The organism is Aquimarina litoralis, from assembly GCF_019295435.1.
Lineage (GTDB): Bacteria > Bacteroidota > Bacteroidia > Flavobacteriales > Flavobacteriaceae > Aquimarina > Aquimarina litoralis_A.
In genome coordinates this window covers 21,335-44,868 of record NZ_WEKL01000032.1, presented here as the reverse complement: position 1 = coordinate 44,868, position 23,534 = coordinate 21,335, and the positions used below count along the sequence as shown (strand labels likewise).

Genomic DNA, 23,534 nt, shown 5'->3' with positions numbered 1-23,534 from the left:
ACTTTACTTTAATAGGTTTTAAGTAGCTTTAATTTTTACATTTGACGGCACTAGTTTTCCCTGTCCTGGATACATGGGCAAAGGATCAGGTGTATTTGCTGGAGGTGGCTGTTTTGCTGGAGATGTAACTTTAAACTCCGCTATAAAAACACTTCCCTTAATGATAATCTCTTTATTTCCGCTTTTACTTTTCGTTGTTAATTGATCTGGACCTAATTTTTTTATTGTCAATGTCCCTTGCCCAGGAATTACAAAAGGAGGTGCCACATATGAACAGTTTTTAACTTCTACTTCTGATTCATCTCCCGCTACACAAACTTTCTTCCCTTGAATCGTAGTTTTTCCCGATGCAATCATCTTTCCCGGTTGTACACTAACTACGGCACTTCCAAAAGCTGGTAAAAAATTAACCTGATCTCCGTCTATTAATACTAGGTCCATGTTTTGTTTTTGCTTAATTTATACTATCTATTAAAGGTCAAATGCTATATTAGTAGCTTCATTGATATAAAATGGATATATGAGATTAAATCGATTATTTGTAGCTCTTACAACATAGTCAATACTAATATGTACTACTCCATTTTCAGGATCGGTATCTGTAACCGATACATTATCTACCTGAATTCTTGGTTCATATAATAAAAGAGCACGAGATACCACATTGCTCAACTCACTGGCAAAGCGTTCATCTAATTCTTCAAATAAAAACTGAGTAAGATCACATCCAAAATCAGGGTGCATCATACGTTCCTTTAATGAAGTTGACAATAAAATCTGAAGACTCTGTTTAATATCTTCTTCTCCTGAAGTTAATGCTACCTCTGCTCCTCCAACTCCAAAAGCAGGAGGAAATGACCAACCGTTTCCTAAAAATTCGTTATTCATATCTTTTATATTAGATCCACTTTTTTACCTTTAACCTTTACTTTCCCTTTAGAATTGATATCAAAATTTCCTGCTGCTTCCAGAGAAAAATCTTTAGCACTTATAATCTTAATACCATCTTTACCCATCCTAATGCTATTGCCATGAGCATCTTCTAATTTGATCGTCTTTTCTTTTTGATTGATGGCTAGTATCTGTTCATTGGACTGATCAGCATCTGCTGTAGAGAGTGTTACAGTCTCTTTTTCTTCATCAAACAATAATTGATAATTAGATTTGGTAAAAATGCCTTTGTATGTATTTTTTTTCTTTTCCGTATGTGGTGCTTTATTGCTATGCATAGCTCCTAATACGATTGCCTGTCTTGGATCATCATTTAAAAACCCAACCACTACGCGATCTCCTTTTTCTGGAGGAAAGAAGATTCCATGATCTACACCTGCATCTAGGGTTGTATACATTGCTAATACCTCAGCTGCTTTGGTTTCTTGATGAAGTGCTGGAATATTAACTTTGATTCGAAATCCAAGATTGGCATCCTCTACATGTCCAAGTACTGTTCCGAGCTGTAAACCATTTATCCCAGGTAATAAACCAGCAGCTTGGGTTGCGATAATATCAGGCTGTGTACTGAACCAATTGGCATCCATTCCGACCTGTATGTAGGTATACCATCCGGAGCCCGTTACAAATCCATGCCGAACTCCAGTAATGATATGTTCTCCATTAAAACGACTTACATTTTCTATTTTTAGCGTTTGCCCTACCTTTATTTTTCCATTTCCATTAATTCTAATCGTTCCTTGTACAACTGAAAGTCTGGATTTTACCAGCTGAGCATCAGACCATGATTGCAACTCTGATGGATCCGTAGGTACTGCATGTATCAAATTTGCTTCTCTACCGCCAACGGCATCAGATAATTGTGATGTTTTGTAGTCAACAATATTAAGTACTTGTTCTTTCCCCTTTTTAGGAATACTCAATTCTAATTGGTCTTTTTTAGTATCCAAACCAAAAGAATGTACCTTTTCATATTGATTACGACTATTAATTTTTAGATCAAAATGAGCCAAATCTATCCCAAAGGTCAATGTATGGTCCGTACTACCAATTTGAGGAGTAAAAACTGATACTTCACCATTATCAATTTGCACTAATTGACCATTAGCTTCTGCTCTTGATACCATAAAATCCCAATCTGAAACATAGTATTGTACCATCTGTGGATGGGTAAAAGAAGTACTTTCTATTTTCTTTTCTTTTAACTCTTTATAGGTACTTATTAGATCTTTTATAATTTTACTATCTGTATGATTCTTATACACCTTATTTTTTCGTAAAGTGCTCATTTTTATACAAGGGTCACAAAGTTCAATAGTAAGTACAGACTGATATTGTGTACGTTCAATTTCCTGATTGATTACTACTCCTTCAAAAATTTTTGCCTCGTTTGTGTTATTTCCTTCATATCGCATAAAGATTTCGATCAAAGCTCCTGGTTCAAAAGCATCACTTTCTAAAGTGGTAAACTTTTGATTTGCTACACAACCATCAGATAGTTTAAGTTCAGCTAGTGGTATTTTGTTAAATTCCTTGCTCGTATCTATCGACAATAATTGATACGATCCTAATGGAAGGATCTTGCCGTTACTTTTGATCGTATTTGTTACTACTGTTGATGACATTTTTTATTTTTCTATTGGTGGAAAGTAAATTTCTTGTCCTGGAATAAGATTTCTAAAATCTGTTAGTTTATTCACACTTGCTACTAATGGATAATATAAAGGAGAACCATATATCTCTTGACACATTAATGGCAAACGATCACCTGATTTTACAATACGATAATGGGTAAGATCTGGAGATTGTAAATTCAATCTTGCTAATTGTTCTTTGGGAGCATCATCCCCAATGAAAGATACATTTAGTTCAGCTCGCAAAGGATCTCCGTTCCTATCAAATAATGTGTAATTGATATCTAAGCTAGCTAGTCTACAATTAAACTTTAATGTTTTTCCCCAACTTAATATCAGATAACGAGGCTCATGGATTTTACCTTTTATTTTGGTAATGTTTGTAAGAAAATCATCAATTCTATCAGTAACACTTTTTTGAGTTCCTCTCAGATGCCTAAAAGCTATTTGAGCTCCATATTGATCAACATGAGTTCCATCAAAAATTAGGCTCATACTTACAGTGGATGAGCCACTATACATGAACTTAGTATTACTCTCGTTTTGAGGATTACTTGCATCCTTTGTAAAATTATTTACAAAACTTCTCCGTATGGATTCTGGATTAAACATCACTTCAAACTTATCCTCTCCACTGGTTCTTTCTGGATTATCGAAAGAAATGATGGTAAGTTTTTGTAGTTTAAAACGTAGCTGACTTAACAATGCCATAATCTATCTGAGTTTTTTCTTTTTCAATATTTTTAATACTTGATGTACACATTCCTGTACCACATCATGCTGCTCTTTTTTTCGATCAATAGGTTGATCCTTTTCGCCTGTCTGAGAAGCATCTGAAATGATTGCCCTAATAACAATTTCTTTGATCTCTACTGCCATTTTATATTCTTAAGATTTGAAATCTTGTATATGCTAACTCCATAGTATCTATAGCAACAGAATTAGATTGCGCATCCAAATCTGATACGGACCATTTTACAGGATATGCTTTTAAGAATAACCATCCACCAATTGGAATTCCTTCTTCATTAAATAACGTAACCAGCACATCAGAAGGGTTAAATTTGAACAATGAAAATGTTGCATTAAATTCAATGTTTAAAGGAGATGGGATCGGACCTGCTACATAACCTCGCTCTAAAACCAGGTTATTGTAATTCATCTTCTTTGGCATGCGATGAGCATGTAAATTTTGTCCTCCTTCATTAATAGTATCCAATTGCATTTCAGTACTTATACCACTGACCTTTTGAAATCTAAGATCTATTGGATTGGGAATTGCTCCTCCTGAAAGAAAGAACACTCCAAATCTGTGTGATAATGTAGGCTCGCGGTCTGCAAAATTTATTGCTTTTAAAACATCTAACATATTGTAAATCCTTAATTGTGTTTTATTCGTAAATCATGAGCTATTAAATCCAAGCTCTCTATTGCAACTTCACTTGCATTAGCGCTAAACGATGGAGCATCTAATTTGAAAGGTAATGCTCGAGAAACCTCCCAAACTACGATGCCCATCCCAGCTTCATCACAGAGTTCTATCCTGATATCTTTTTTTTCACCAGATTTAATCCAATTATATAAATCACTGCGCCGTTTAATTAAACCTCTCTTTAAATTGATATTAATTGGTTTTCTTTGTCCTCGAATTAAATGATCACCTACTGCCCAGCTAAAACCGTGTCGATATAATACATGATCGTGATCAATTTCTAAGCCCGAAATCTCTGAGAACGACATGATCTCAACTCCATTAATTGTTACCTGATAATTATATACTGGTAACGGATAGGTTTTGCTAATTTTCTGTTTATCTATTGCCACAATACATCGGTTTTTTAAATTTATATTTGACTTCTCATTCTGGTTTTATTTCTTAGAATAGACTTGTTTACTTTACCTAAATGCTATGCTTCTTCCATTGTTACTCGGAATGCCATTAAATCCATAGATTCTATCGCCACATCATTAGAACTGGCATCAAAAGAAGGAGCTGTCAATTTGGTTGGAAAGGCATCAATAACTTTCCAGCTAACCACTGTACTACCAGTTTCATCTAAAAGATGAACTACAATATCTCTTTTGTCCACCTGATTCAACTGTATGTCATTGATCCAGTCATAAAAAACAGGAATACTCTTTCCTTTTACCAATCCTTTTTTCAAGGATATATTTACTGGTTGAATCTGTCCAGGCATATACATAATATTCGGTCCTACTTTTCCTCCAGTAGCAAAGCTTTCCTTGTATGTTGTTGTTTCGAAGGATAGTTCTAAACCTGATACTTCTGAAAAACTTATAGATACTCCATTTATATCTACTCTATAATTGTAGGTTACTAAGGGGTAATCTGTCTTTATTTGTTCTTTAGTTAAAGCCATTGTTTTTACTTTTTACTTATTCATTAATTTTTTTAGCCTAATTATGCTTCTTGTAGCTTATGAGAGAATTTCAGTATGATAAATTCTGCAGGACGTACTGCTGCCAGTCCTATTTCTACAATCATCTTTCCTTCCAAAATATCTTGTTGCGTCATGGTCTTACCTAATCCGATATTTACAAAATATGCTTGTTCTTCTGTAGCTCCTGCTAATCCTCCTTGTTGCCATATCCCATACAAAAAGCTTTCAATCATGGCTTTCATCTTTAACCAAGTCACGGCATCATTTGACTCAAAAACAGCAAATTGAGATGCTTTCTTGGTAGATTCTTCTATCATATTGAATAATCTTCGTACTGATACATATCTCCATTCATTATCATTTCCAGCTAGCGTACGTGCACCCCAAACCATAGTTCCCTTTCCTACAAAACTTCTTATGGCATTGATTGATTTACCACTTGTTGCATCTACATTAAGTTTTTCCTGATCCTTAGAAGTAATTTTCCTTACCGGTCCTATAATAGCATTTAAGCTTACATTTGCTGGAGCTTTCCATACACCACGTTCTCTATCCGTGGTTGCATACGCACCTGCAACTGCAGCACTTGGAGGTAAAACGATGCGTTGTTTAGATACTTCACTAACTACTCTACTATATAATTCTGAACGAGATTCTTTTATTGATGATAAACTAACAGATACCTCATCATCTGCAGTATTGATAAGATCGCTTGTCCCTGTTGAAGATTCTACGATAGTAGCTCCATTTAATAAGGTTATATCAAAATCACCTTTGTCTGAAAATGAATTCCAGGTATCGATAATCTCACTAGCGGGAGTTCCAACTCCAACATTTATAGTCAGTGTTGCTTCAGAAATACTAAAAGAAGGTATACTACCAGATCCTTTATTGATCTTAACTTTTGGAGCATCCTGCACTGATCCATTATACACAACTCTAATAGCTCCTGCTATTTCTAATTGAACAGCTGCATTAGCTGAAGAACCTGAAATTAGAACATTATCTTCATTATATCTATAGGTTAGAGATGTTTGCAAATATGGTGTATAAGCAGCTCCATACTTTAAATTATTAGTCCCTATTCCATTTCTAAAGGAAGTTGCGTCTTCATCATCTTTTTGAATATCGAAAATGCAAAATCTATCTTTTAATTCTTGACATTGCGCTAGTGCACTTTGACATACTTCATGATAATCCACAGTATCCAATCTAACAGCTTCACTAAGCATAATCAAAGTAGGTTCATCTTCTTTACTCAAGACTTCAAGTCCTTTTAAAAATGATGCTTTGTTATAATCATTCTGATAACTTCCTATGGAAATTATATAACAATCTCCTCCACCATTTTTAAAATATAAATCAACTGCATGATATAAGGTATGCTGAGGAGCTGTAACCTCTATATTTCCTATAGTATTATCGTCGTTAACTTTTACATTGAAAGATGCTGTCTGAGCACCTCCAAAGGCTTCTTTAAATTCTAATAGAGTAGATACTCTAATAGCCATATTTCCGATATCTTTTCCATTTTTTACCGCTTTTTCAGTATACCCTATAAAAGCAGGTATGGCAGTGGAAACTTCAGCTACAGATTGTGGCAAAAGAGGAACTTCCTCAGTGTACACATCTGGTGTTAAAAATCTAGACATATTTTAATAGTTTTAAATGTTTATAATTGGCATTTCCAAAGACCAATACGATTCTCCAGATATGCCTTTTCTTACTTAATTTTAATTATTTGAATTCCTTGTTGTTCTAATCGGGGATTAGGTAAATGATTTATAAGAATATCTCCATCTTGAAGCAGTTTAATATTTTTAATAGGTGTACTGCTGTAAGGAACTAAACCTTTAGATTCGAAAAGTTTTATTGGAGAATTGGGAAAATTTAATCGAATAGAATTTATTATTTGATCAGCAGTACTTTCATCTAAGGTAATTTCTGTAAAAGTAATTTGATCATCTCTGGATTCTAAGCTTATAGTAGCATCTTCAGTATTAGAAACAAAATAGTATTTCCACTTGATAGATTTTGCCTTGAATCTCGCTTGAAACTTGATTGGCTCAACACTATTGGTTTTGATTTTATTTCCTGTGATTACAATATTTGCTATGGCAGAAAAACCTTGAAAAGTTTCTTTTTTCTCTATTTGGGTTGTAATTAATTCTGAACCATCCTGATCAAGATTTGTAAAGGAGATTATGCTTCCGTTTTCTATACCAGAAAAGTCTGTAATTTCCTGAATATCGGCGGACTTAGGATATATGTAAAAAGTGAAGACATCTTTTTCGTCTAAAGCCGGAAAGGTGTTATTTTCTGGATGAATCGGAGCTAGTACTTTTATTCCGTCAGCCTCTTTTTTCAGAATATAACCCAAGTTAATCAAGAGGTTTTTAGTATCATTATCAGGGATCAATACCAAATCCTTGGGCATCCCTGAAAAATATGGATGTATCATTTCCACCTGAAAGAATTCACGATATTTCATCTTTTTACTTATATTTTTAATTCTATTCGTTATTAAATCGCTGCTAGAACCTGTAATCGGTTACTGGCAAAACCGATTCTTATTTTTGACCAGTGTTCAATGCTATACTTGATAATGGTTCTCCTACAAATTGTATACTTTGTTCATCAATAAATGACAATAGACGAACTTTATATAATACTGATGGCAGATAAGAAGTATTTAAAGAATGCCATACTTGATTCTGTTCTTCTAAAGGGAGAGAGATAAGTTCTACTATAAGCTTTTCAATATTTTCCTCTGATAACTGTGGAGCGTTCAAAGGATCAAAGATTCTGTTTACCTGAAAAAACTTGATCAAATGAGATAAAAATTTAAGTGCTTGATCATATTTATTAAACTTAGATACAAACAAAATCAATAACTCAATTCTTATTTCCGGATTCGCTTGGGTTTTGATACCATTTCTTACGATCCCTGAGTATTGATCTGCATTTCTAAATTTTCTATCTTCAGAAATATTAATAAGAAAAGGAGTTATTTTATCATTAGTAAAAGAAACCGGATCATTATTATTCGTACTTATAAAATCTATAATATTTGATTCTGTAGTACCCACTACATTCTTAAAATACTCATTGAGTTTATCCTTTAAAACTGTTAATACAACATCGACCATCTTTATATTTGGTTTATTGATTTTTGATGTTTCAAAGGTACCTGACTAAACCACTTGAAGAGTAGTAGTAGTCCGGCAAATAATTAGAAATTTCCGACAAAACAATTGTCATAAATCAACACACTATGACAATTACGACATATAGCTAAAATCAAAGAAAACTAACTGAAATCAACTATATTTATTAGGGAAACTTCTTCTTTTGGAAATGTTATTTCATTGGATATAAAGGGAAGGATTTTGAAGTATATCTTTCCAAGATATTTAATAGATATGAGTAAAAAAGAAGTAGCTGCCCTTGAAAGCAGCTACTTAGGTAATAATTGATAATGAAAGCATCACAAATAAAGAGCTATAAAGGGCGTTATATAGCTCTCTAACTAATTCAAACTCATGTATAAGTTAATCTTTCTTTTTCAAGTTGGTTTTTAACATTTAAAAGCATTATTTAAAGTATTTTGTAATTATTTCTACTCAAATACTTATTGATATAAAGATTATTTTATAAGGTACTAAGCCCTCTTAACCTTTTATCTATCTTTCTTTTTTTCTGAGTAATCAACTTCATCACATCCATGAGTTTTGGGTCTTTATTTTCTTTATAAACTTCATTGATATTTAAAACTAATGTCTTTGCTTCTCGAGAAGCTGATACACGATCACTGGTACTCATGTTACTCATACTTCTTTTAAGGAATTCTTTTGCATTTTTCAGTAAATCCATATTCTTTTATTTTAGGTGAAACATTAGATCTAATTAACATCTATTAAAATGATTTCATAAATATTTGTTAATCAAAAGCTTTCATATTCTCAAACCTAATTTAAATGATATTTTTCATATATTTTCATTTATATTTGTAATCATAATCATTAATTTTGTTTATGAATTATACATTGCATCAATTACAGATTTTTCTAAAAATTGCAGAGAAAGAGAGCATTACTAAAGCTTCTGAGGAACTTCATTTAACTCAGCCCGCAGTCTCTATTCAGCTTAAGAATTTTCAAGATCAATTTCCAATTCCACTAACCGAAGTAATTGGCAGAAAATTATACGTTACAGATTTTGGAAAAGAAATCGCCATTGCAGCAAAAAAGATAATTGATGAAGTAAATCAAATAAGTTATAAAACGAATGCTTATCAAGGAGAATTATCAGGTGTATTAAAAATTTCCGTTGTTTCTACCGGCAAATACATCATCCCTTATTTCCTATCCGATTTTATGAAAAAGCATAAAGGTGTTGATCTCATTCTTGATGTAACTAATAAACAAAAGGTTATCAAGAGTTTAGAACAAAATACTGTAGATTTTTCCCTGGTTTCGGTACTTCCAAAAAATTTACAAATTGAGAAGACCAAACTTATGGAAAATCAACTGTATTTGGTAGGAAACACTTCTGAAGAGTTTAACAAAAAAAAATACAGCAAATCTATTTTCACAGAACTTCCATTAATTTATCGAGAATCTGGATCGGGTACAAGACATACTATGGAAGCCTATATTGAAAGAAATGATTTACCCGTTCGAAAAAAAATGGAGCTTACATCTAACGAAGCTGTAAAACAGGCTGTTATTGCGGGATTGGGTTATTCTATAATGCCGTTAATCGGTATTCGAAATGATTTAGAAGCAGGACGTTTACAAATTATCCCTGTAGCAGGTTTCCCCATTAAATCTATTTGGAATTTAATATGGCTAAAAAATAAAAAGTTTTCTCCAGTCGCAGAGGCTTTTCTAAAATATGTTAAAGAAGAAAAAGATGAAATTATTAAAAATAAATTTCATATTCTGGATTAACTTTAAAAATACCATACACTGTATAATTCTTAATACAATGTATGGCATCTCCAAAAAATCTATTGTTTTTTAGTTAACGTATTACAAGTAATGTGTGGAAATTTAATGATAGTTCCATCAATTGGAATATTCATAAGAATCGTTTGATTATAGGACAACTGCGTAAATTCACCTCCTTTTGTAAATGCCTGTAACCAATAGTTAGCATTATAATCTATAACATTAGCCTTTTGTTTTTCGAAAGGAATGTTAGTAACCGATCCTTTTGCTACTGGATTTTCCGTATCAACTCCCCATTGGATATATTCTACACAAGGGTTTTCATTAACTCCATGTTGTAATGGTTGATTTGGATTCATGTTTAAATCTGGAAATGGATTTCCTACACTTTTGGTAGTATAAGGCGTTTGATTAATTCCTGAAGGAATTACATTTCCGGGATAGTCATCGATATGCAAAGGACCATTGTTAATGTATGTATTTGGATATCCTTTAATACCACCTTGCGCTAGGATAGAATTTCCATGCGGCACTGAGATTTGTTTTGCAACGTTGGTTAACACAGATTGCTGTGGAATAGGTCCAGAATGTGGGACTACAGGAGTAGTTCCATATGGTCCTTCAGCTTCAGTTCCAGTAACCAAAAATAACCAAGAACCATTTTCTGCATGAACTAATTTATCTTTATCAGGCCCATCTGCAAAGTATATTCGCTGTTCATAGAAAAGTACATTAGCATTTTGATTGTAATCGCCTCCTCTATTCGGGGCATTTCCATTAATGGGTGAAAATGTAATCTCTTCATAATATGTAAAATTCTTCAAAATATATTTTGCAGGTACCGATGTTACTGGTAATGGCATAATATTATAGGAATAAGGGGATGCTGTTCCTCCTTTATCTGTTGATCCTAAGTTTTGATTTGTCCAAGTTCCTACTAAATGACTTAGAGGTCCTAATCCCTCAATATTAGGAGCAGGATTCGTCTGTTTTGGTTCATTGATTAAAGTTTCAGGGAATACAGGTGGTGTCACTGCTGACATTACGGTTGCTTCTTTTTCTGACATAATAATGTGTTTTAAGATTAAAAATTATATGATTTGATTTATCCCCAATATCCTCTTGAAATTCTAAGAGGTGTTTTCCCACTTGATATATTTTCGCCGGTTTCTACACTATTTTTACACGGAGGATTATCCATAGGTTGGATAGCGCCATTGGATATTTTATCTAAGGCTTTATTACAGGATCTTAAGGAACCATTTACCCAACCTTGCATATCAGAAATAGCTTCATTACACATATAAAATCCTGGAAGAGGATTCGATAAATATTCCATAGTTTCCTTATCATTTACATTTAATTCCCACTGATGGTATGCATGCTCAAAATCATCTTCTCCATTCCATAGTCGATAACTGGTAAAAACTGGATCAGGAATGTTGGTAACTCCAAATAATAATCCCATTTGTTTGCGTGCTTCTGCAACCACGGCCTGAGAGGCCGGAAAAACAGTTTGAGATTCCATTTCGTTATACTTTTCTTGTAACGGTGATGAGAATTTCGGCCCCACATTCTGTAGTCCTTTCCAGAAATTTGTATGATTAAAATCACAATACAAGGTTAATGCCGCAGGTTCTTCTCCAGTGATTATGGAAACCGTACCGGTTTTTGAATCTACATTGAGATCCTCTACAGAATAAAAAGGATAAATAGAATTAATAGGTAGGTCTGTAAAATTAGGACCAAATTCAATATTTGGTCTGCCTGTTGATCCTGTATACCACCAAGCTTCTCTGAAATAGAAATTAATTTTCATCAGATTCATTCCCAAAACTCCATTGATACTCTCCCATAATTTCATTCCATCATGGTCTCCATAAGTAGTATATAATGCTGGCGATTTAACATAAAGTGATTTGAATCCAGTTGCAGCTATTGCCGATATAATTTGTTTTGCTTTTATTTCCTTATGTTCTCCACAAGGTATGTTTGGTGTAGCATTTTGCCCTTCCTGAGCTTCTGTAAGATGTAAGGTGAAATTATCTTCTTCTCCATGAATACTATCTATATTCGTACTTAAATAAATTGCAACTTTTCCTTCTAATTCCTTTTTAATTGCATCCGGTAATGTGCTGAAGCCATATTTAAAAGTATAGTAAGTTGGATCCTTAGGAAAATCAGCCAAAATTTGCCAAGCATCTCCAGCATTCGGCAAAGATTTAAATGGTCCAGCGAATCCAATGGTATTTGTTAGCATTTCTATACATTCCTCAGAATAGCCCATATCTCTCAATAATCCCCATAACTGCCATTCGTTCATTGGGATATCTTTCCATTTAAAATGCAATCTGAATTTTTGCCAATAATCCGGTGTTTGATCTTCGGTAAGGATAATGTCGTTTGCCTCAAGAATTCTATTATAGGCATTGGTGATAATCTGAACTGGGCTTAATCCAATCTCTTCGGGGTATAGGTCATATAATTGACTCCATATCATATTCCCACTTGCATTTGCTTCTGCTAACGAAAAGCTATGACCTCTAATACAAAATCTATTCGTATCATCAGCACTAGACATAGGAAAAGGCACTATATCATCACAAATATTAAGCGCACCGTTTAATGTCATTAATTCTTCCATTCCATAATTAAATCGCATTCCCCCTTGCTCTTCTTTCACTAAGTCAATATGTACTTGGTCATAATAATTCTGAATTCCATTATTATCAGAAACTTTGTGATTTCCCCGAATAGGAATTAAATCGGATTGTAATCTTCCTCCAGTACGATTAAGCCTTTCATAAATTGCTATTTTTTTCCCTTTATAATCGGGATGATTAATTAATCGATAGGCACAATAAAGGCCCGAAATACCAGCTCCGATGATGGCAATATCGATCTCATTTTGATCAGAAATTTCATTAAATGTTGCGATGGACATGTTGTTTAGTATTTAAAAAATGTGAATAATAAATCGAAGGGGTTTCCCAAAGTTCTACTATTATTTCTAACAAAAAAAAGCGTAAAAACCCCTGTTTTTTTTAAACCAAAATCAACAATAAGCCTATCCATAACTTCCTCATAAACAATAATCAGGTGTTTATACCTATACCAAAAATTCCCTTACGTATATAACTTTGAGAGGCACAGCTTTTTTTAAAAATTATAACTCACAATTATGTCCGGTAAAAAGAAAAAAACATCTCAATATGAGCGTGTAAAAGAGATTCTGAACTCATTGCAGGGGAAAACAGTTCCAAGTTATCAAGGACTACATGCTTTTTGGTTAGATCCAAAAGTATTTATGACTGCTTCATTGTACGGACAACGTCTCATTGCTCCAAAGAATGATAGTGCTACAAGTGAAGGGAATGGATGTTGTGGATCGACAGATTCCTATTCTTCGTCTTTGCCCGCCACGCAACCTACAACAAAAAGTGATGGATGTTGTGGATCATCACAAAACGCTACGGATACTGTCTCAAAGCAAGCAGCTGTATCCGCAGTACAACAACCACCAATCACTACATCTATTGGAGATTGTTGGCCTTCTGGAGGTGAAGGAGGAGGAGGAGGAAGCAATCCACCAATTCACAAAAGGAGTGATCAGTCGGCTATAATTAAAGGGTTAAAAGGTTTGTATCCTTTTGACGGTAGTATTTTCCCGAAATTATTATGGGATGCTAAAGCAACAGCTTCTGCTGATCAAATTCAAACGATATCCAACTGGATCGATTCAGACTGTCCTTTAAATTTAGAAGAAGAACAAACTAAAAAAGAAGTAAGCATTACTACTAACAGTAATCATCTTGCACTAGCCAAGGGTGAATTACTACATCCAGTATCTACGAACAAAACAAATCAGGATCATAGAGATAATAAAGGTTTAACCATTAGAAAAGAGGTTAGTTCCTTATCCAAAGAGGAATTAGGAACATTCAGAGAAGCACTGAATTGTATGTTTCAGTATACAGATTACTGGCAAGATGAACGAAGTTTTGATTATTGGGCAAGAATTCATACCGACTCCTGTCAGCATGGATGGGAGCAATTTACTACCTGGCATCGATTGTATCTTTATTTTTTTGAACAAAAATTAAAAGATTATGATCAAGACATCGCTTTGCCATATTGGTCTTGGATGGATTATGCAGATCAAAACAAAAATACATTTAATAACAAAAAATATGACTTAGGAGTCCTTCCCGAGGCTTATGGTTGTTTCCTAACTCAAAAAGGATTAGATAAACTAAAAGATCAAAAGACAAGCGAAGGAAAATCAATACTGACTAAGAAAGAAATTACTGCTTTAGAAAAAATAGTAAAAAAAGGAACTATTTATAACTCTGGATTGCGCTTTTTAAAAGCAGCTAGTATTCCCTATGAAATTATCAATGTGAATAATGTGGCAGTATGGTCTGATAAAATTCGCGCTATTTATAACACACTTAAAGAAATTAATCCGCTTTGGTTTCCAAACCGATGGCCCGGATCAATGGGACCTCTATCTCATTATCCCACCAAAGATGATATCAATCTACTACTTTCTTTAGATAATTTTGGAGATTTTGGTGGTGGGCCCTCTTATGACCATCACTATGGTTCCTTAGAGAAAGTGCATAATGGTATGCATAACTTTTCTGGTGGTACGAATCCAAATTATCCTTATGAAGGAAATACCAAGTGGCAAAAAATTTATGCTGATTTAAGCCTTACAGCAGATCCGCAAAATCAGGAAAATCCAATCTATGGATGGATGACAGATAATAGAATTACAGCTTTTGATCCACTATTTTGGGCACACCATTCTAATGTGGATCGTTTGTGGGCGAGATGGCAGGAATTGCATAATGGGACACCTCAGGAGATGAACGCTGTATTGGCTCCATGGTCTATGACTGTTCAGGACACTATGAGTATTCAAAAACTAGGATATACCTACATGAGAGATTCTGTATTTTACGATGTTTCAAGTAAAGTGGGATTGGTAAAATTCAACAGTGCTCCAGCTACAGTTTCAGCAAACACATTAGATACCCATAGAAAAGCTGAAATAAAAATTCATCGTGTACAGCGTGGTAATTTACCAAATGCACATATAAGAATCTTTTTGAATAGTCCTGATGCTTCTATAGACACTCCAACCAATGGAAATGATCATTTTGTAGAAGAAATTTCCACATTTCATGGAAGCTGTTATGGTGGACCAGGACATTGTAATCTACCGCTAGACAAAACAAGAAATTTTGATTTCAGGCAATTACATCATCACGAACCTAGAAATTATAAAATCAATGCTACGGATGCAGTGCAACGTGTCTTAAACAATGGTTCCAAGGATATTACAATTCAACTGGTCATTATAGGAATTGATGGCAAACCAATAGACAACGCTGTATACATTGATGGTGTATCCTTAAACTTCATGGACTAATTAAAGCAACTCATAATGGACAATACATATACGACTTTTAAGATTCACCCAAGTATTGGAATCGCCAGACTTGGTAATACGGATGATGATTTTTATTTAACTCCAGAACAAGCAGGAACTTTACCAATTGCCTGTGATGAAATGGGTAGAGAACAAAAAGACTCTAAAGGAAATCCAATAAGAGTAAGCTCTTTCAAGGATAGTAGTGATTTATCTAAAATAAAAAAACAAGCTGCAAGATTTAGAGTTTTCGCATACAACGGAGATAATACAGAAGGCGAAGAAATCAAAGTAGGAGGTACGTATAATTTTGTATATGAGACAGCAGTAACCGCTCCACGAATCGTTCAGGGAAAAGTTACAGACATTGATTGGACAGTACATTTAGCCAATAAAAAAGCTTCCTGGTATGAATTTCAAGAAACTAACGGACAACAAGGATATGCACCTGATCATCCACTTCGAAATCCAGAAGTAATACAACCTGATCTAAGAAGACAACTGATTATTGATCCTGGACCACTAACGGTAAATCTAAAAAACAATAAAGGATCTTTTGCAAAATTTGGTTCGGAAAGCAAGAAAATGGATAATAGTAAATACAAAAAGGTATCCTATCCGCAGACCTTTCCTCCCTCTGATATTCAACCAAATTCTATAGAAACCTTAGGCAGTTTACTAGTGAATGAACAGGAAAAAAACATTCGATTAATTGTATTAGGAGGAAATGGGAATTCAGGTTCCACCAAAACTCCTGTAATCGAAAGCTTTGTAAATAATGATGGGTGGTTTGATGATATTTCTGATGGACCGGTAACTGCCAAGATTCAATATACATTTATGGATACCGTCTATGATGGGGATAAAGAAAAAAWGGTAAAAACTACAGGAACGATGGATGTACAAGTCCCTGCGTGGGTTGTTGTAGGCTATCCACGATATGTACCAGAAATGGAAGATATGATTACGATRGATGAAAAAATGTATGATCTTTTTGTTCGCAAAATGGCATATGATCCACAGGTATTTGGAGTTCCTCCTTTTACAAAGGAAACTAATAACCCAAAAACACCTGAAGAATTTGATATCTGGAGAAATGAAGCACATTACAATCCAGATTATTATCCGAAGTTTTATAAAGAGCTATGGCCTCAACTACGAAGGCCTGACGATTTTAAATACACCTTTGTCTTTGACTTTTTTGGCGGTGGTGACCCTCATAATAGAGGAACTGGGGGTAATCTAAATTATAAAACGCTTTCCATTCCACCAAAAAATGGAAAAGACCCTTATTACAGATTAAGACAATTTGTATTCGGAATCATGAGACAAACCAATCAACTTAATAATTATGAGGTAGAAGGTAATTATAATCCTACATCCAATAAACCCAGATTGATGCCACTACTTTGTGGAGACAATCCATTAACCAATATTGCACCTCAAAAATTCCTTTCAATGACAGAAACTCAATTGTTTTTCTTAAAACAATGGGCAAATGGAAAATTTGTAAATGAGTGTGATGAGTGGGGAGAAAGTAATACCACATGTACAAATCCTTGGGCAAATCCGCCAACAACAGGAATTGGAATTGATCGAGGTGTATTAAGTAATGTATTGGGTGGCGCATTTTGTCCTGGAGGAGAACTCTCATGGATTGTAGATAACCCAGCAATATATAGTGAACCTTATAGAATAAAACATGCTACTTATATTGCTGGAGGATTAAGCATTCCTCAACCTATTGCGAATAAAGATGGAAGTACTGCTCCTAATATTGCTGCTGGAATGGAACCTGGGGATCTTACGAAATATATCGGAATTCCTTGGCAAGCAGATTTTCATGAATGTACCTTCCAAAATATTAATACCACTTATACAAAATGGAACAATATTTATCCAGAATCCATTGGTGATCCTGTAGAACAGCAAATAGCGTACAATATCCCTTGGTGGCCAGCACATAGACCAATTGTAGTTCAGGAAAGAACGGTAGAAAATGGAACTCCAAACTACACTCAGGTATACTGGGCATCAGGAATACCTAATAATAATGCAGGAGATCTTCAAATGGTACAAGCTTGGAAAGACCTTGGTTTTTTAGTAACAGAAGGAGAAGGTATTACACGACAGTTTTATCAAGTAGAGCGCAATAATGAGGCTTTAGGTGATCCTGTAAAACCAGGCAATCGCGTTTTAGGACAAAGCTTTGGCGAATCCAACAAAGAAAATAACTCAAACTAAACAATCATGAATACAACTATCAATTCCGTTCCAGAAGTTTTAACTGGAATATGGACCTATCGAAGTTTTTTGAGCAATCCAGATCTAGATGCGGATTTTGATTCTTTAGAATTTGGAAGAGGAAACATTAAAATAAATGAAGCTCCATTTCAAACATTAGATGGTCTGATCTATGGTCCTGGATGGGAATTAAAACTAAAAGGATCTATTGGATACGGCAATCCTTTTACATTGCAATTTGAAGGAAAAGGAATTGTTGGAGGTGCTGAATGGATTTATAATTATCTAGGATACTTTGTACCAAACTGGATGAATGGTGTGGATCAACGTCCAGCACTCGTTGGGTCTATCGTCAGAGCAATCCCACATCCTACAGGCCCTAATAGCAAATCTACCGCTCCTGCAGGAGTTGTTGCTCAGTGGATTGCAGTAAAACAAGATCCTACTTCATGAGTAGTAAAAAATTGACATATGATGTTTGTATTATAGGAGCAGGAGTGGCAGGATGTGCCACAGCAATAGCACTAAAAAACAAAGCACCTCATTTAAGTGTTGCTATAATAGAACGTACTTGTGATATTCGATACAAAAACATCTCTTCTCAAAGGATTGGAGAGACCATTCCGCCTCAGACTTCACAGCAATTACAACAATTGGGTATCTGGGATTCTTTTATGAAGTGTAATTTCAAACAATCTTTTGGCACATCAGCTTCTTGGGGTTCTTGTCAATTATATCATAATGAATATATGTATTCTCCTTATGGATATGGCTGGCACCTGGATCGACTTGCTTTTGATGAATTTATGATCAATGAAACTCAAAAAAGGGGAGTTTCTATACATTTTGAAAATAGCATTACATCATCCGAAAACGAAGATAAATTTTGGTATTTGAAAACCATTTCAAATCAAGAACAAACTTTGATCAAATCTCGTTTCATCATTGATGCTACCGGAAAAAAAGCAGCATTTTCAAGTCTCCAGAAATCTATCAAAATAAAAGAAGATCAAATGGTAGGTATCTATTGCTTTTATGATATCCCAGATCATACTAAAGACAGCTTAGGTTTAGGTACTGGAACTTGTGTAGAAACCGATGTCAATGGTTGGTGGTATAGTTCTATATTACCAAATAAAAAACTGGTAATCTCATATATGACAGATGCTGACATTGCCAAAAACATACAAATTCGAAAGACTTATAACTTTACTAAATTTTTATCCGATACCACCTATACAAGTTCAAGAACAATTAACTTAAAAAGTTCTATCGAACCAAAAATTATTGCTGCACACACACAGTATCTAAACACTGTAATTGGCAATGGCTGGCTGGCAGTAGGTGATGCAGCATCCAGCTATGACCCTATTTCTTCTCTAGGCATCTTTAAATCCTTAATAATGAGTCAATTTGCAGCTTACGCGACTTTTGACTTTTTAAAAGGAGATGATACTGGTCTCAAAAAATATCAGCACATCATTATGCAAGACTATAAGGGGTATCTAAAAAAAAGACAGGAATACTACGCCCAGGAAAAACGATATATCAATTCTCTTTTTTGGGAAAGAAGACATCAACTAAGCACTATAACTAATTAACCTTAAATTTTATATTATGAAACGTACTTTACAACTTTTATACGCTAGTCTTTATCAGCTTGTCTTTATTGCAAGTGTTTTATTACTATTCTTTTCTTGTAATGAAAAAGTTACTGTCAACGAAAGTACAAACACTGCGGAAGTAACAATTAATGAAAATAACTATAAAGAAATTCCTGCTCCTGTAAAATTTTCTCCCAATATTCCAGTAGATGTAAATCCTGTAATTCAACAAAAATTCAAGGATAAAAAAGATATATTTGGACTTAACGAAAAATTCAATGAATATAGCTGGCAAGCCTTTATCGCTATTATGTGGCCCAGAGACGAAAAGGGAAAACCAGCTGAAAAATTCACAGATAAAGGAAATCCTACTTGGTTAGGATGGAAAGAAGCTTTTCAGGTATATAGAGCAGATGGAAAAACTCCAGCTCCTTGGGGAAGCCCAAGAACTGCTTCGGGATTAGGGTTATCAGATGCTGTTCTTACTGATCATAGTACTAGAGCTGTTCTTTCTTCGTCTACACCTACAACTACTAAAAACTTTGATATTGCAGATGAAGTAGATCAAGCATTTGCTGGGAAACTTTTTGATCAAAATGGAAATGTAGTAGTATATGAAGTACTCATGAATAAAGAAGAATTTGATTATATCGTTTCCAACAAACTTTATAACATCAATGGGCAGACCAAATTTTCTGAAAGTGGCATAGCTAATTTCCCTAAAGGAAACTATGAAGAGAACAAACTTGGAGCTATAGAGATTAAGTTTGCCTGGAAAATCCTTACAGATAAGGATTATAAAGATCGTTATTATACTGAAGAAGGATATATCATTGGCCCTGATGGATCTTCATTGGTTAAAAAAGATTTAGGAATGATTGGTTTTCATATAAGTCAAAAAACACCAACTGGCAAACAATGGGTATGGTCTACTTTTGAACATATTGATAATTTAAATCAAAACGTAATTGAAAAAGATGGAAAAACAACGGTGATCCCTCCATCACTTACAGATCCCAACTGCGAGATTTGTCCAGTAAATGTTGATGTTACAAATAATGGAACAACCTATACTCATAACAAAGGTGTACATGGAGATTTTTGGACAATTTCTAGCAGCACTACAGATAAGTATTTTGCCAATAGCGATGTTATGAAAACGCAAGCAAAACGTATGGTCGATATACCAATAAGAGTGCAACGTATTAATGAAAAAATGCGAACTTATTTCAAGCAACAAAAAAGCATTTGGCAATACTATCAATTAATAGACACTCAATATCCGTTGGATCAAAATGCTCCTCCAGGAAACCACACAGAAAGTGGTTATAAAGTACCAGAATCTGTGGTTAATAAACCTGGTGGGAATCCCAACTTGGCTTTACTAACTAACATCACTATGGAAACCTTTTTTCAAGGAGGAAATCAATCCGCATCTAATTTAATGGAAGCAAATCCAGTAAGTGATATTACCATTTTTGGTACAGAAAGTTGTATGGGATGTCACTCTAGTGCTGGAATCTATCTATATAAAAATGGCAAGCTAACCTCAGGTGATCAGCTTAGTGGAGATTTCAGTTGGTTACTTGGTAAAGCACAGTGGGAAAAAGGAGTTCCTCAAAAACCATCCAATTAGAAGGTGTTTCTTCAATAGTATTAGCAAATCTAATTTGCCCAAAAATCAAGTTTCATTACTAAAACGCAACAGCGATATGTATACTTCTAAAAAAAACTCTTGCTCTTGTACCTCTAAAGGCTCTAGTAAATCATTAGGTACAGACACAAAGAAGATGAGTCTTTTAAATATATTATCGGCTGTTGTGTTTTTTTTATTYCCAAAATGTGCTTTTTGTTGGGCCGCTTATGCCTCATTTTTTAGCTATATCGGATTTGGGCAACTTGAATATAATTCTAAATGGAAATATATAATTCTTAGTATCTTCATTTTAGGCAGTATTGTTTTAATGTGGCGACATTATAAAAAGAAATCTTGGGTGAATATGCTGTTGTATACAGCTGGACTATCTATCTTACTCATTGCTTATTATTTAAACTATAACGAAACTTGGTGGCTGTATATCGTTGCTTTTTTAATGATTTTGAGCAATTTTCACTTAAGAAAAAAACAAGCATTCAGCCATCCATAAGATTTATTAAGTACTAAGCTTTCAAAAAACATATAGTATTGTATATTTATACAAAAAGTACTTTATGTCATCTCAATCCCGTTTGGATCGCGCTTTTAAAAATGCAAAAGTTGTTCCTTTTGATGACAGTTCTAAATTTATTCTATTCAGTGATTGTCATAGAGGTGATAATAGTTTTGCTGATGATTTTGCCAATAATAGAAATATTTATTTCCACGCCTTACAGCATTATTATAACGAGGGATTTACCTATTGCGAATTAGGAGATGGTGATGAATTATGGGAAAATCTACATTTTGCAACTATTTTCAGAGCGCATAAAAATGTGTATGAATTACTTCAAAAATTCTATTTTAAAGATAGATTAGAAATGATTTGGGGTAATCACGATATGGTCTATAGAGATCCAAAATATGTAAAAAAGCATCTCAGTTCCTTTTTCGATCGAAAGATTGATGATGATGTACCTCTTTTTCCAAATATTGAATATCATGAAGCTATTATTCTAAGGCATATAACTTCTAAACAGGATATCTTTTTATTACATGGACATCAAGCAGATTTTATGAATTATGTTGGATGGAGAATCAATCGTTTTCTAGTTCGTGTTTTATGGAAACCTTTACAAGTAGTTGGAATTGCTGATCCCACCAGTCCTGCCAAAAATTATAGAGAAACCAAAAAAGTAGAACGACGAATCAAAAAATGGATTCAAAATAATCAAAATCAGTTTACTATTATTGGTCATACGCATCGCCCACGTTTTCCAGAAGCTGGAGAATTAGCTCTTTTTAATGATGGAAGTTGTGTACATCCGAGATCAATTACCGGAATTGAAATCGAAAATGGATGTATTACTCTTATCAAATGGCAAATTGCTACTACCAACAATGGCTCTCTTAAAATTATTAGAGTTCCACTAGAAGGTCCTCAGCAACTAACAGATTTTATTACATAAAAAGAAGTGATCGTATGGAGCACACTCAACAGATTATCGATGCAATCCCCATTCGTCATAATTTTGTGTCCTATTTTATTAGCTTTGGTATATTTATGGGGTTACTTATCAGTTCAGTAATCTTATTGCGAACTTCTAAAAAAAGTAAAGCTTTTAGAGTTTATGGCTGGTCATTGTTAATACAATCTATCATTGCTACTGATGTTTTTTTATGCTATACCGGTCTTATAAAATATGTACTTCATTTTAATGATAGTACGGAACCACTAGTATTACTATTAGCACCATCCATATACTTATTTGTATATTCTCTATTAATTAGGAAACCTATCACAATAAAAAAACACTGGTTTCATTTTTTACCGGCTGTTTTATACTTTTTTACACAAATACAATATTATTTGGAACCTATTTCTATTAAAGTGAATGCATATTTAGGAGCTTATTATCCTAATGCTAAAAGAGCTGTGGTTCCAGAAAATTCTGATTATACATATCAATTGATTAAAGATGAATTCCGATGGCTTATTCTATTCAGTTTTGTTTTTTATATAGTCTTATCTATTCGTCTCATTATTATGAATAGAGCAAAGACTACAACTATTATTAAAGAAGACACTAGAATTAATAAATTCGAATTCTCCAAAAATGCTTCCATAGGATTACTTTCATTTTTCTTACTTATTTTCATAGTGTATCTAAACTATGATGACGATGGTGGAGATCATTATATTTTTATTTTTCATACCATCATTGTGAGCTTCACTAGCATTGCATTACTATCCGAATCTCGCTTTTTTCAAAGTTCTTGGATCGCTGATAAATATGAAACTTCCAGTTTTAAGGGGCAAGAAATTTCTATTCAAGAAATAAAGGATTATGTGGAAAAAAAAGAATTCTATCTAACCAATGCTGCTTCTTTAAAAAATCTATCCAAAGAGTTAAATTCTAGTTCTAATTATATATCTCAAATCATTAATACTTCTACAGGATTAAATTTTAATGATTTTATCAATCAATATCGTGTTGAATTATCTAAAAAAAGGTTGGTAGATACAGAGTTTAATCATCTAACTATTGAAGCTATTGGCAATTCCGTAGGATTTAACTCAAAATCAGCTTTTTACAGCGCATTTAAAAAGCATGTTGAGATGTCACCAAAAGCTTTTGTTACGTTACAAAATAAAACTTGAGGCGATTTAAAA

The 23,534-nt window shown here is 33.9% G+C and carries 23 protein-coding genes; 9 read left to right on the top strand and 14 right to left on the bottom strand.

The annotated features are described in order from the left end of the window. Window positions 1-18: 18 nt before the first annotated feature. The 12 genes from GBO31_RS16325 to GBO31_RS16270 form a co-directional block, all read right to left on the bottom strand. The gene (locus tag GBO31_RS16325) at window positions 19-441 is read right to left on the bottom strand and encodes a hypothetical protein (protein WP_219009425.1); all 423 of its coding nucleotides are present in this window, start codon (window positions 439-441) and stop codon (window positions 19-21) included. 30 nt (window positions 442-471) lie between these two features. Beyond that, entirely contained in the window at window positions 472-888 is a 417-nt protein-coding gene (locus GBO31_RS16320; protein WP_219009424.1) for a GPW/gp25 family protein, read from the bottom strand. Between the two features lie 5 nt (window positions 889-893). Then, entirely contained in the window at window positions 894-2,576 is a 1,683-nt protein-coding gene (locus GBO31_RS16315) for a phage baseplate assembly protein V (protein WP_219009423.1), read from the bottom strand. A gap of 3 nt (window positions 2,577-2,579) precedes the next feature. Then, entirely contained in the window at window positions 2,580-3,296 is a 717-nt protein-coding gene (locus GBO31_RS16310; protein ID WP_219009422.1) for a CIS tube protein, read from the bottom strand. A 3-nt stretch (window positions 3,297-3,299) separates the two neighbouring features. Further along, window positions 3,300-3,464, bottom strand: coding sequence for a DUF5908 family protein (locus GBO31_RS16305; protein WP_219009421.1), 165 nt, complete (start codon window positions 3,462-3,464; stop codon window positions 3,300-3,302). 1 nt (window position 3,465) lies between these two features. Beyond that, window positions 3,466-3,954: a phage tail protein gene (locus GBO31_RS16300; protein WP_219009420.1), complete on the bottom strand. Its 489-nt coding sequence runs from the start codon at window positions 3,952-3,954 to the stop codon at window positions 3,466-3,468. Between the two features lie 11 nt (window positions 3,955-3,965). Beyond that, on the bottom strand, window positions 3,966-4,409 hold the full coding sequence (locus GBO31_RS16295; RefSeq protein ID WP_219009419.1) for a phage tail protein: 444 nt from the start codon (window positions 4,407-4,409) through the stop codon (window positions 3,966-3,968). Window positions 4,410-4,492: 83 nt separating this feature from the next. Beyond that, on the bottom strand, window positions 4,493-4,966 hold the full coding sequence (locus GBO31_RS16290) for a phage tail protein (RefSeq protein WP_219009418.1): 474 nt from the start codon (window positions 4,964-4,966) through the stop codon (window positions 4,493-4,495). A gap of 41 nt (window positions 4,967-5,007) precedes the next feature. Continuing rightward, on the bottom strand, window positions 5,008-6,639 hold the full coding sequence (locus tag GBO31_RS16285) for a phage tail sheath family protein (protein WP_246615900.1): 1,632 nt from the start codon (window positions 6,637-6,639) through the stop codon (window positions 5,008-5,010). A gap of 71 nt (window positions 6,640-6,710) precedes the next feature. Next, on the bottom strand, window positions 6,711-7,478 hold the full coding sequence (locus GBO31_RS16280) for a hypothetical protein (protein ID WP_219009417.1): 768 nt from the start codon (window positions 7,476-7,478) through the stop codon (window positions 6,711-6,713). 79 nt (window positions 7,479-7,557) lie between these two features. Beyond that, a complete protein-coding gene (locus GBO31_RS16275; protein ID WP_219009416.1) occupies window positions 7,558-8,136 on the bottom strand; it encodes a DUF4255 domain-containing protein in 579 nt (192 codons plus the stop codon). 502 nt (window positions 8,137-8,638) lie between these two features. Beyond that, window positions 8,639-8,860, bottom strand: a complete 222-nt coding sequence (locus tag GBO31_RS16270; RefSeq protein ID WP_219009415.1) for a hypothetical protein — start codon at window positions 8,858-8,860, stop codon at window positions 8,639-8,641. Between the two features lie 161 nt (window positions 8,861-9,021). Between GBO31_RS16270 and GBO31_RS16265 the strand changes: the two genes are divergently transcribed. Then, window positions 9,022-9,939, top strand: coding sequence for a LysR family transcriptional regulator (locus GBO31_RS16265; protein WP_219009414.1), 918 nt, complete (start codon window positions 9,022-9,024; stop codon window positions 9,937-9,939). A 59-nt stretch (window positions 9,940-9,998) separates the two neighbouring features. Here GBO31_RS16265 and GBO31_RS16260 read toward each other — a convergent pair whose 3' ends face one another. Further along, window positions 9,999-11,006, bottom strand: coding sequence for a heme-binding protein (locus GBO31_RS16260; RefSeq protein ID WP_219009413.1), 1,008 nt, complete (start codon window positions 11,004-11,006; stop codon window positions 9,999-10,001). A 38-nt stretch (window positions 11,007-11,044) separates the two neighbouring features. Then, entirely contained in the window at window positions 11,045-12,883 is a 1,839-nt protein-coding gene (locus GBO31_RS16255) for an FAD-dependent oxidoreductase (RefSeq protein ID WP_219009412.1), read from the bottom strand. Between the two features lie 237 nt (window positions 12,884-13,120). On the opposite strand from GBO31_RS16255, the gene GBO31_RS16250 reads away from it, so the two are divergent. From GBO31_RS16250 to GBO31_RS16215, 8 genes are all read left to right on the top strand, one after another. Further along, window positions 13,121-15,376 (top strand): tyrosinase family protein, encoded by a 2,256-nt coding sequence (locus tag GBO31_RS16250; protein WP_219009411.1) that lies wholly within the window; start codon window positions 13,121-13,123, stop codon window positions 15,374-15,376. Window positions 15,377-15,391: 15 nt separating this feature from the next. Beyond that, window positions 15,392-17,620, top strand: coding sequence for a LodA/GoxA family CTQ-dependent oxidase (locus GBO31_RS16245; protein ID WP_219009410.1), 2,229 nt, complete (start codon window positions 15,392-15,394; stop codon window positions 17,618-17,620). Between the two features lie 6 nt (window positions 17,621-17,626). After that, on the top strand, window positions 17,627-18,073 hold the full coding sequence (locus tag GBO31_RS16240) for a hypothetical protein (RefSeq protein WP_219009409.1): 447 nt from the start codon (window positions 17,627-17,629) through the stop codon (window positions 18,071-18,073). After that, window positions 18,070-19,221: an NAD(P)/FAD-dependent oxidoreductase gene (locus tag GBO31_RS16235; RefSeq protein ID WP_219009408.1), complete on the top strand. Its 1,152-nt coding sequence runs from the start codon at window positions 18,070-18,072 to the stop codon at window positions 19,219-19,221. Before GBO31_RS16240 ends, GBO31_RS16235 begins: the two co-directional genes overlap by 4 nt. 16 nt (window positions 19,222-19,237) lie before the next feature. Continuing rightward, entirely contained in the window at window positions 19,238-20,860 is a 1,623-nt protein-coding gene (locus tag GBO31_RS16230; protein ID WP_219009407.1) for a hypothetical protein, read from the top strand. A gap of 76 nt (window positions 20,861-20,936) precedes the next feature. Further along, window positions 20,937-21,371 carry a hypothetical protein gene (locus GBO31_RS16225; protein ID WP_219009406.1) on the top strand — a complete coding sequence of 145 codons (435 nt, stop codon included), beginning with the start codon at window positions 20,937-20,939 and terminating at the stop codon, window positions 21,369-21,371. 64 nt (window positions 21,372-21,435) lie between these two features. Further along, on the top strand, window positions 21,436-22,329 hold the full coding sequence (locus GBO31_RS16220) for a metallophosphoesterase family protein (RefSeq protein ID WP_219009405.1): 894 nt from the start codon (window positions 21,436-21,438) through the stop codon (window positions 22,327-22,329). 14 nt (window positions 22,330-22,343) lie between these two features. Continuing rightward, window positions 22,344-23,522 carry a helix-turn-helix domain-containing protein gene (locus tag GBO31_RS16215; RefSeq protein ID WP_219009404.1) on the top strand — a complete coding sequence of 393 codons (1,179 nt, stop codon included), beginning with the start codon at window positions 22,344-22,346 and terminating at the stop codon, window positions 23,520-23,522. Window positions 23,523-23,534 lie beyond the last annotated feature (12 nt).

Bases quoted from the DNA above. Each gene is read 5' to 3' on its own strand.
- GBO31_RS16325 (WP_219009425.1), bottom strand. From the start codon at position 441: ATGGACCTAGTATTAATAGACGGAGATCAGGTTAATTTTTTACCAGCT.
- GBO31_RS16320 (WP_219009424.1), bottom strand. From the start codon at position 888: ATGAATAACGAATTTTTAGGAAACGGTTGGTCATTTCCTCCTGCTTTT.
- GBO31_RS16315 (WP_219009423.1), bottom strand. From the start codon at position 2,576: ATGTCATCAACAGTAGTAACAAATACGATCAAAAGTAACGGCAAGATC.
- GBO31_RS16310 (WP_219009422.1), bottom strand. From the start codon at position 3,296: ATGGCATTGTTAAGTCAGCTACGTTTTAAACTACAAAAACTTACCATC.
- GBO31_RS16305 (WP_219009421.1), bottom strand. From the start codon at position 3,464: ATGGCAGTAGAGATCAAAGAAATTGTTATTAGGGCAATCATTTCAGAT.
- GBO31_RS16300 (WP_219009420.1), bottom strand. From the start codon at position 3,954: ATGTTAGATGTTTTAAAAGCAATAAATTTTGCAGACCGCGAGCCTACA.
- GBO31_RS16290 (WP_219009418.1), bottom strand. From the start codon at position 4,966: ATGGCTTTAACTAAAGAACAAATAAAGACAGATTACCCCTTAGTAACC.
- GBO31_RS16285 (WP_246615900.1), bottom strand. From the start codon at position 6,639: ATGTCTAGATTTTTAACACCAGATGTGTACACTGAGGAAGTTCCTCTT.
- GBO31_RS16280 (WP_219009417.1), bottom strand. From the start codon at position 7,478: ATGAAATATCGTGAATTCTTTCAGGTGGAAATGATACATCCATATTTT.
- GBO31_RS16275 (WP_219009416.1), bottom strand. From the start codon at position 8,136: ATGGTCGATGTTGTATTAACAGTTTTAAAGGATAAACTCAATGAGTAT.
- GBO31_RS16270 (WP_219009415.1), bottom strand. From the start codon at position 8,860: ATGGATTTACTGAAAAATGCAAAAGAATTCCTTAAAAGAAGTATGAGT.
- GBO31_RS16265 (WP_219009414.1), top strand. From the start codon at position 9,022: ATGAATTATACATTGCATCAATTACAGATTTTTCTAAAAATTGCAGAG.
- GBO31_RS16260 (WP_219009413.1), bottom strand. From the start codon at position 11,006: ATGTCAGAAAAAGAAGCAACCGTAATGTCAGCAGTGACACCACCTGTA.
- GBO31_RS16255 (WP_219009412.1), bottom strand. From the start codon at position 12,883: ATGTCCATCGCAACATTTAATGAAATTTCTGATCAAAATGAGATCGAT.
- GBO31_RS16250 (WP_219009411.1), top strand. From the start codon at position 13,121: ATGTCCGGTAAAAAGAAAAAAACATCTCAATATGAGCGTGTAAAAGAG.
- GBO31_RS16240 (WP_219009409.1), top strand. From the start codon at position 17,627: ATGAATACAACTATCAATTCCGTTCCAGAAGTTTTAACTGGAATATGG.
- GBO31_RS16235 (WP_219009408.1), top strand. From the start codon at position 18,070: ATGAGTAGTAAAAAATTGACATATGATGTTTGTATTATAGGAGCAGGA.
- GBO31_RS16230 (WP_219009407.1), top strand. From the start codon at position 19,238: ATGAAACGTACTTTACAACTTTTATACGCTAGTCTTTATCAGCTTGTC.
- GBO31_RS16220 (WP_219009405.1), top strand. From the start codon at position 21,436: ATGTCATCTCAATCCCGTTTGGATCGCGCTTTTAAAAATGCAAAAGTT.
- GBO31_RS16215 (WP_219009404.1), top strand. From the start codon at position 22,344: ATGGAGCACACTCAACAGATTATCGATGCAATCCCCATTCGTCATAAT.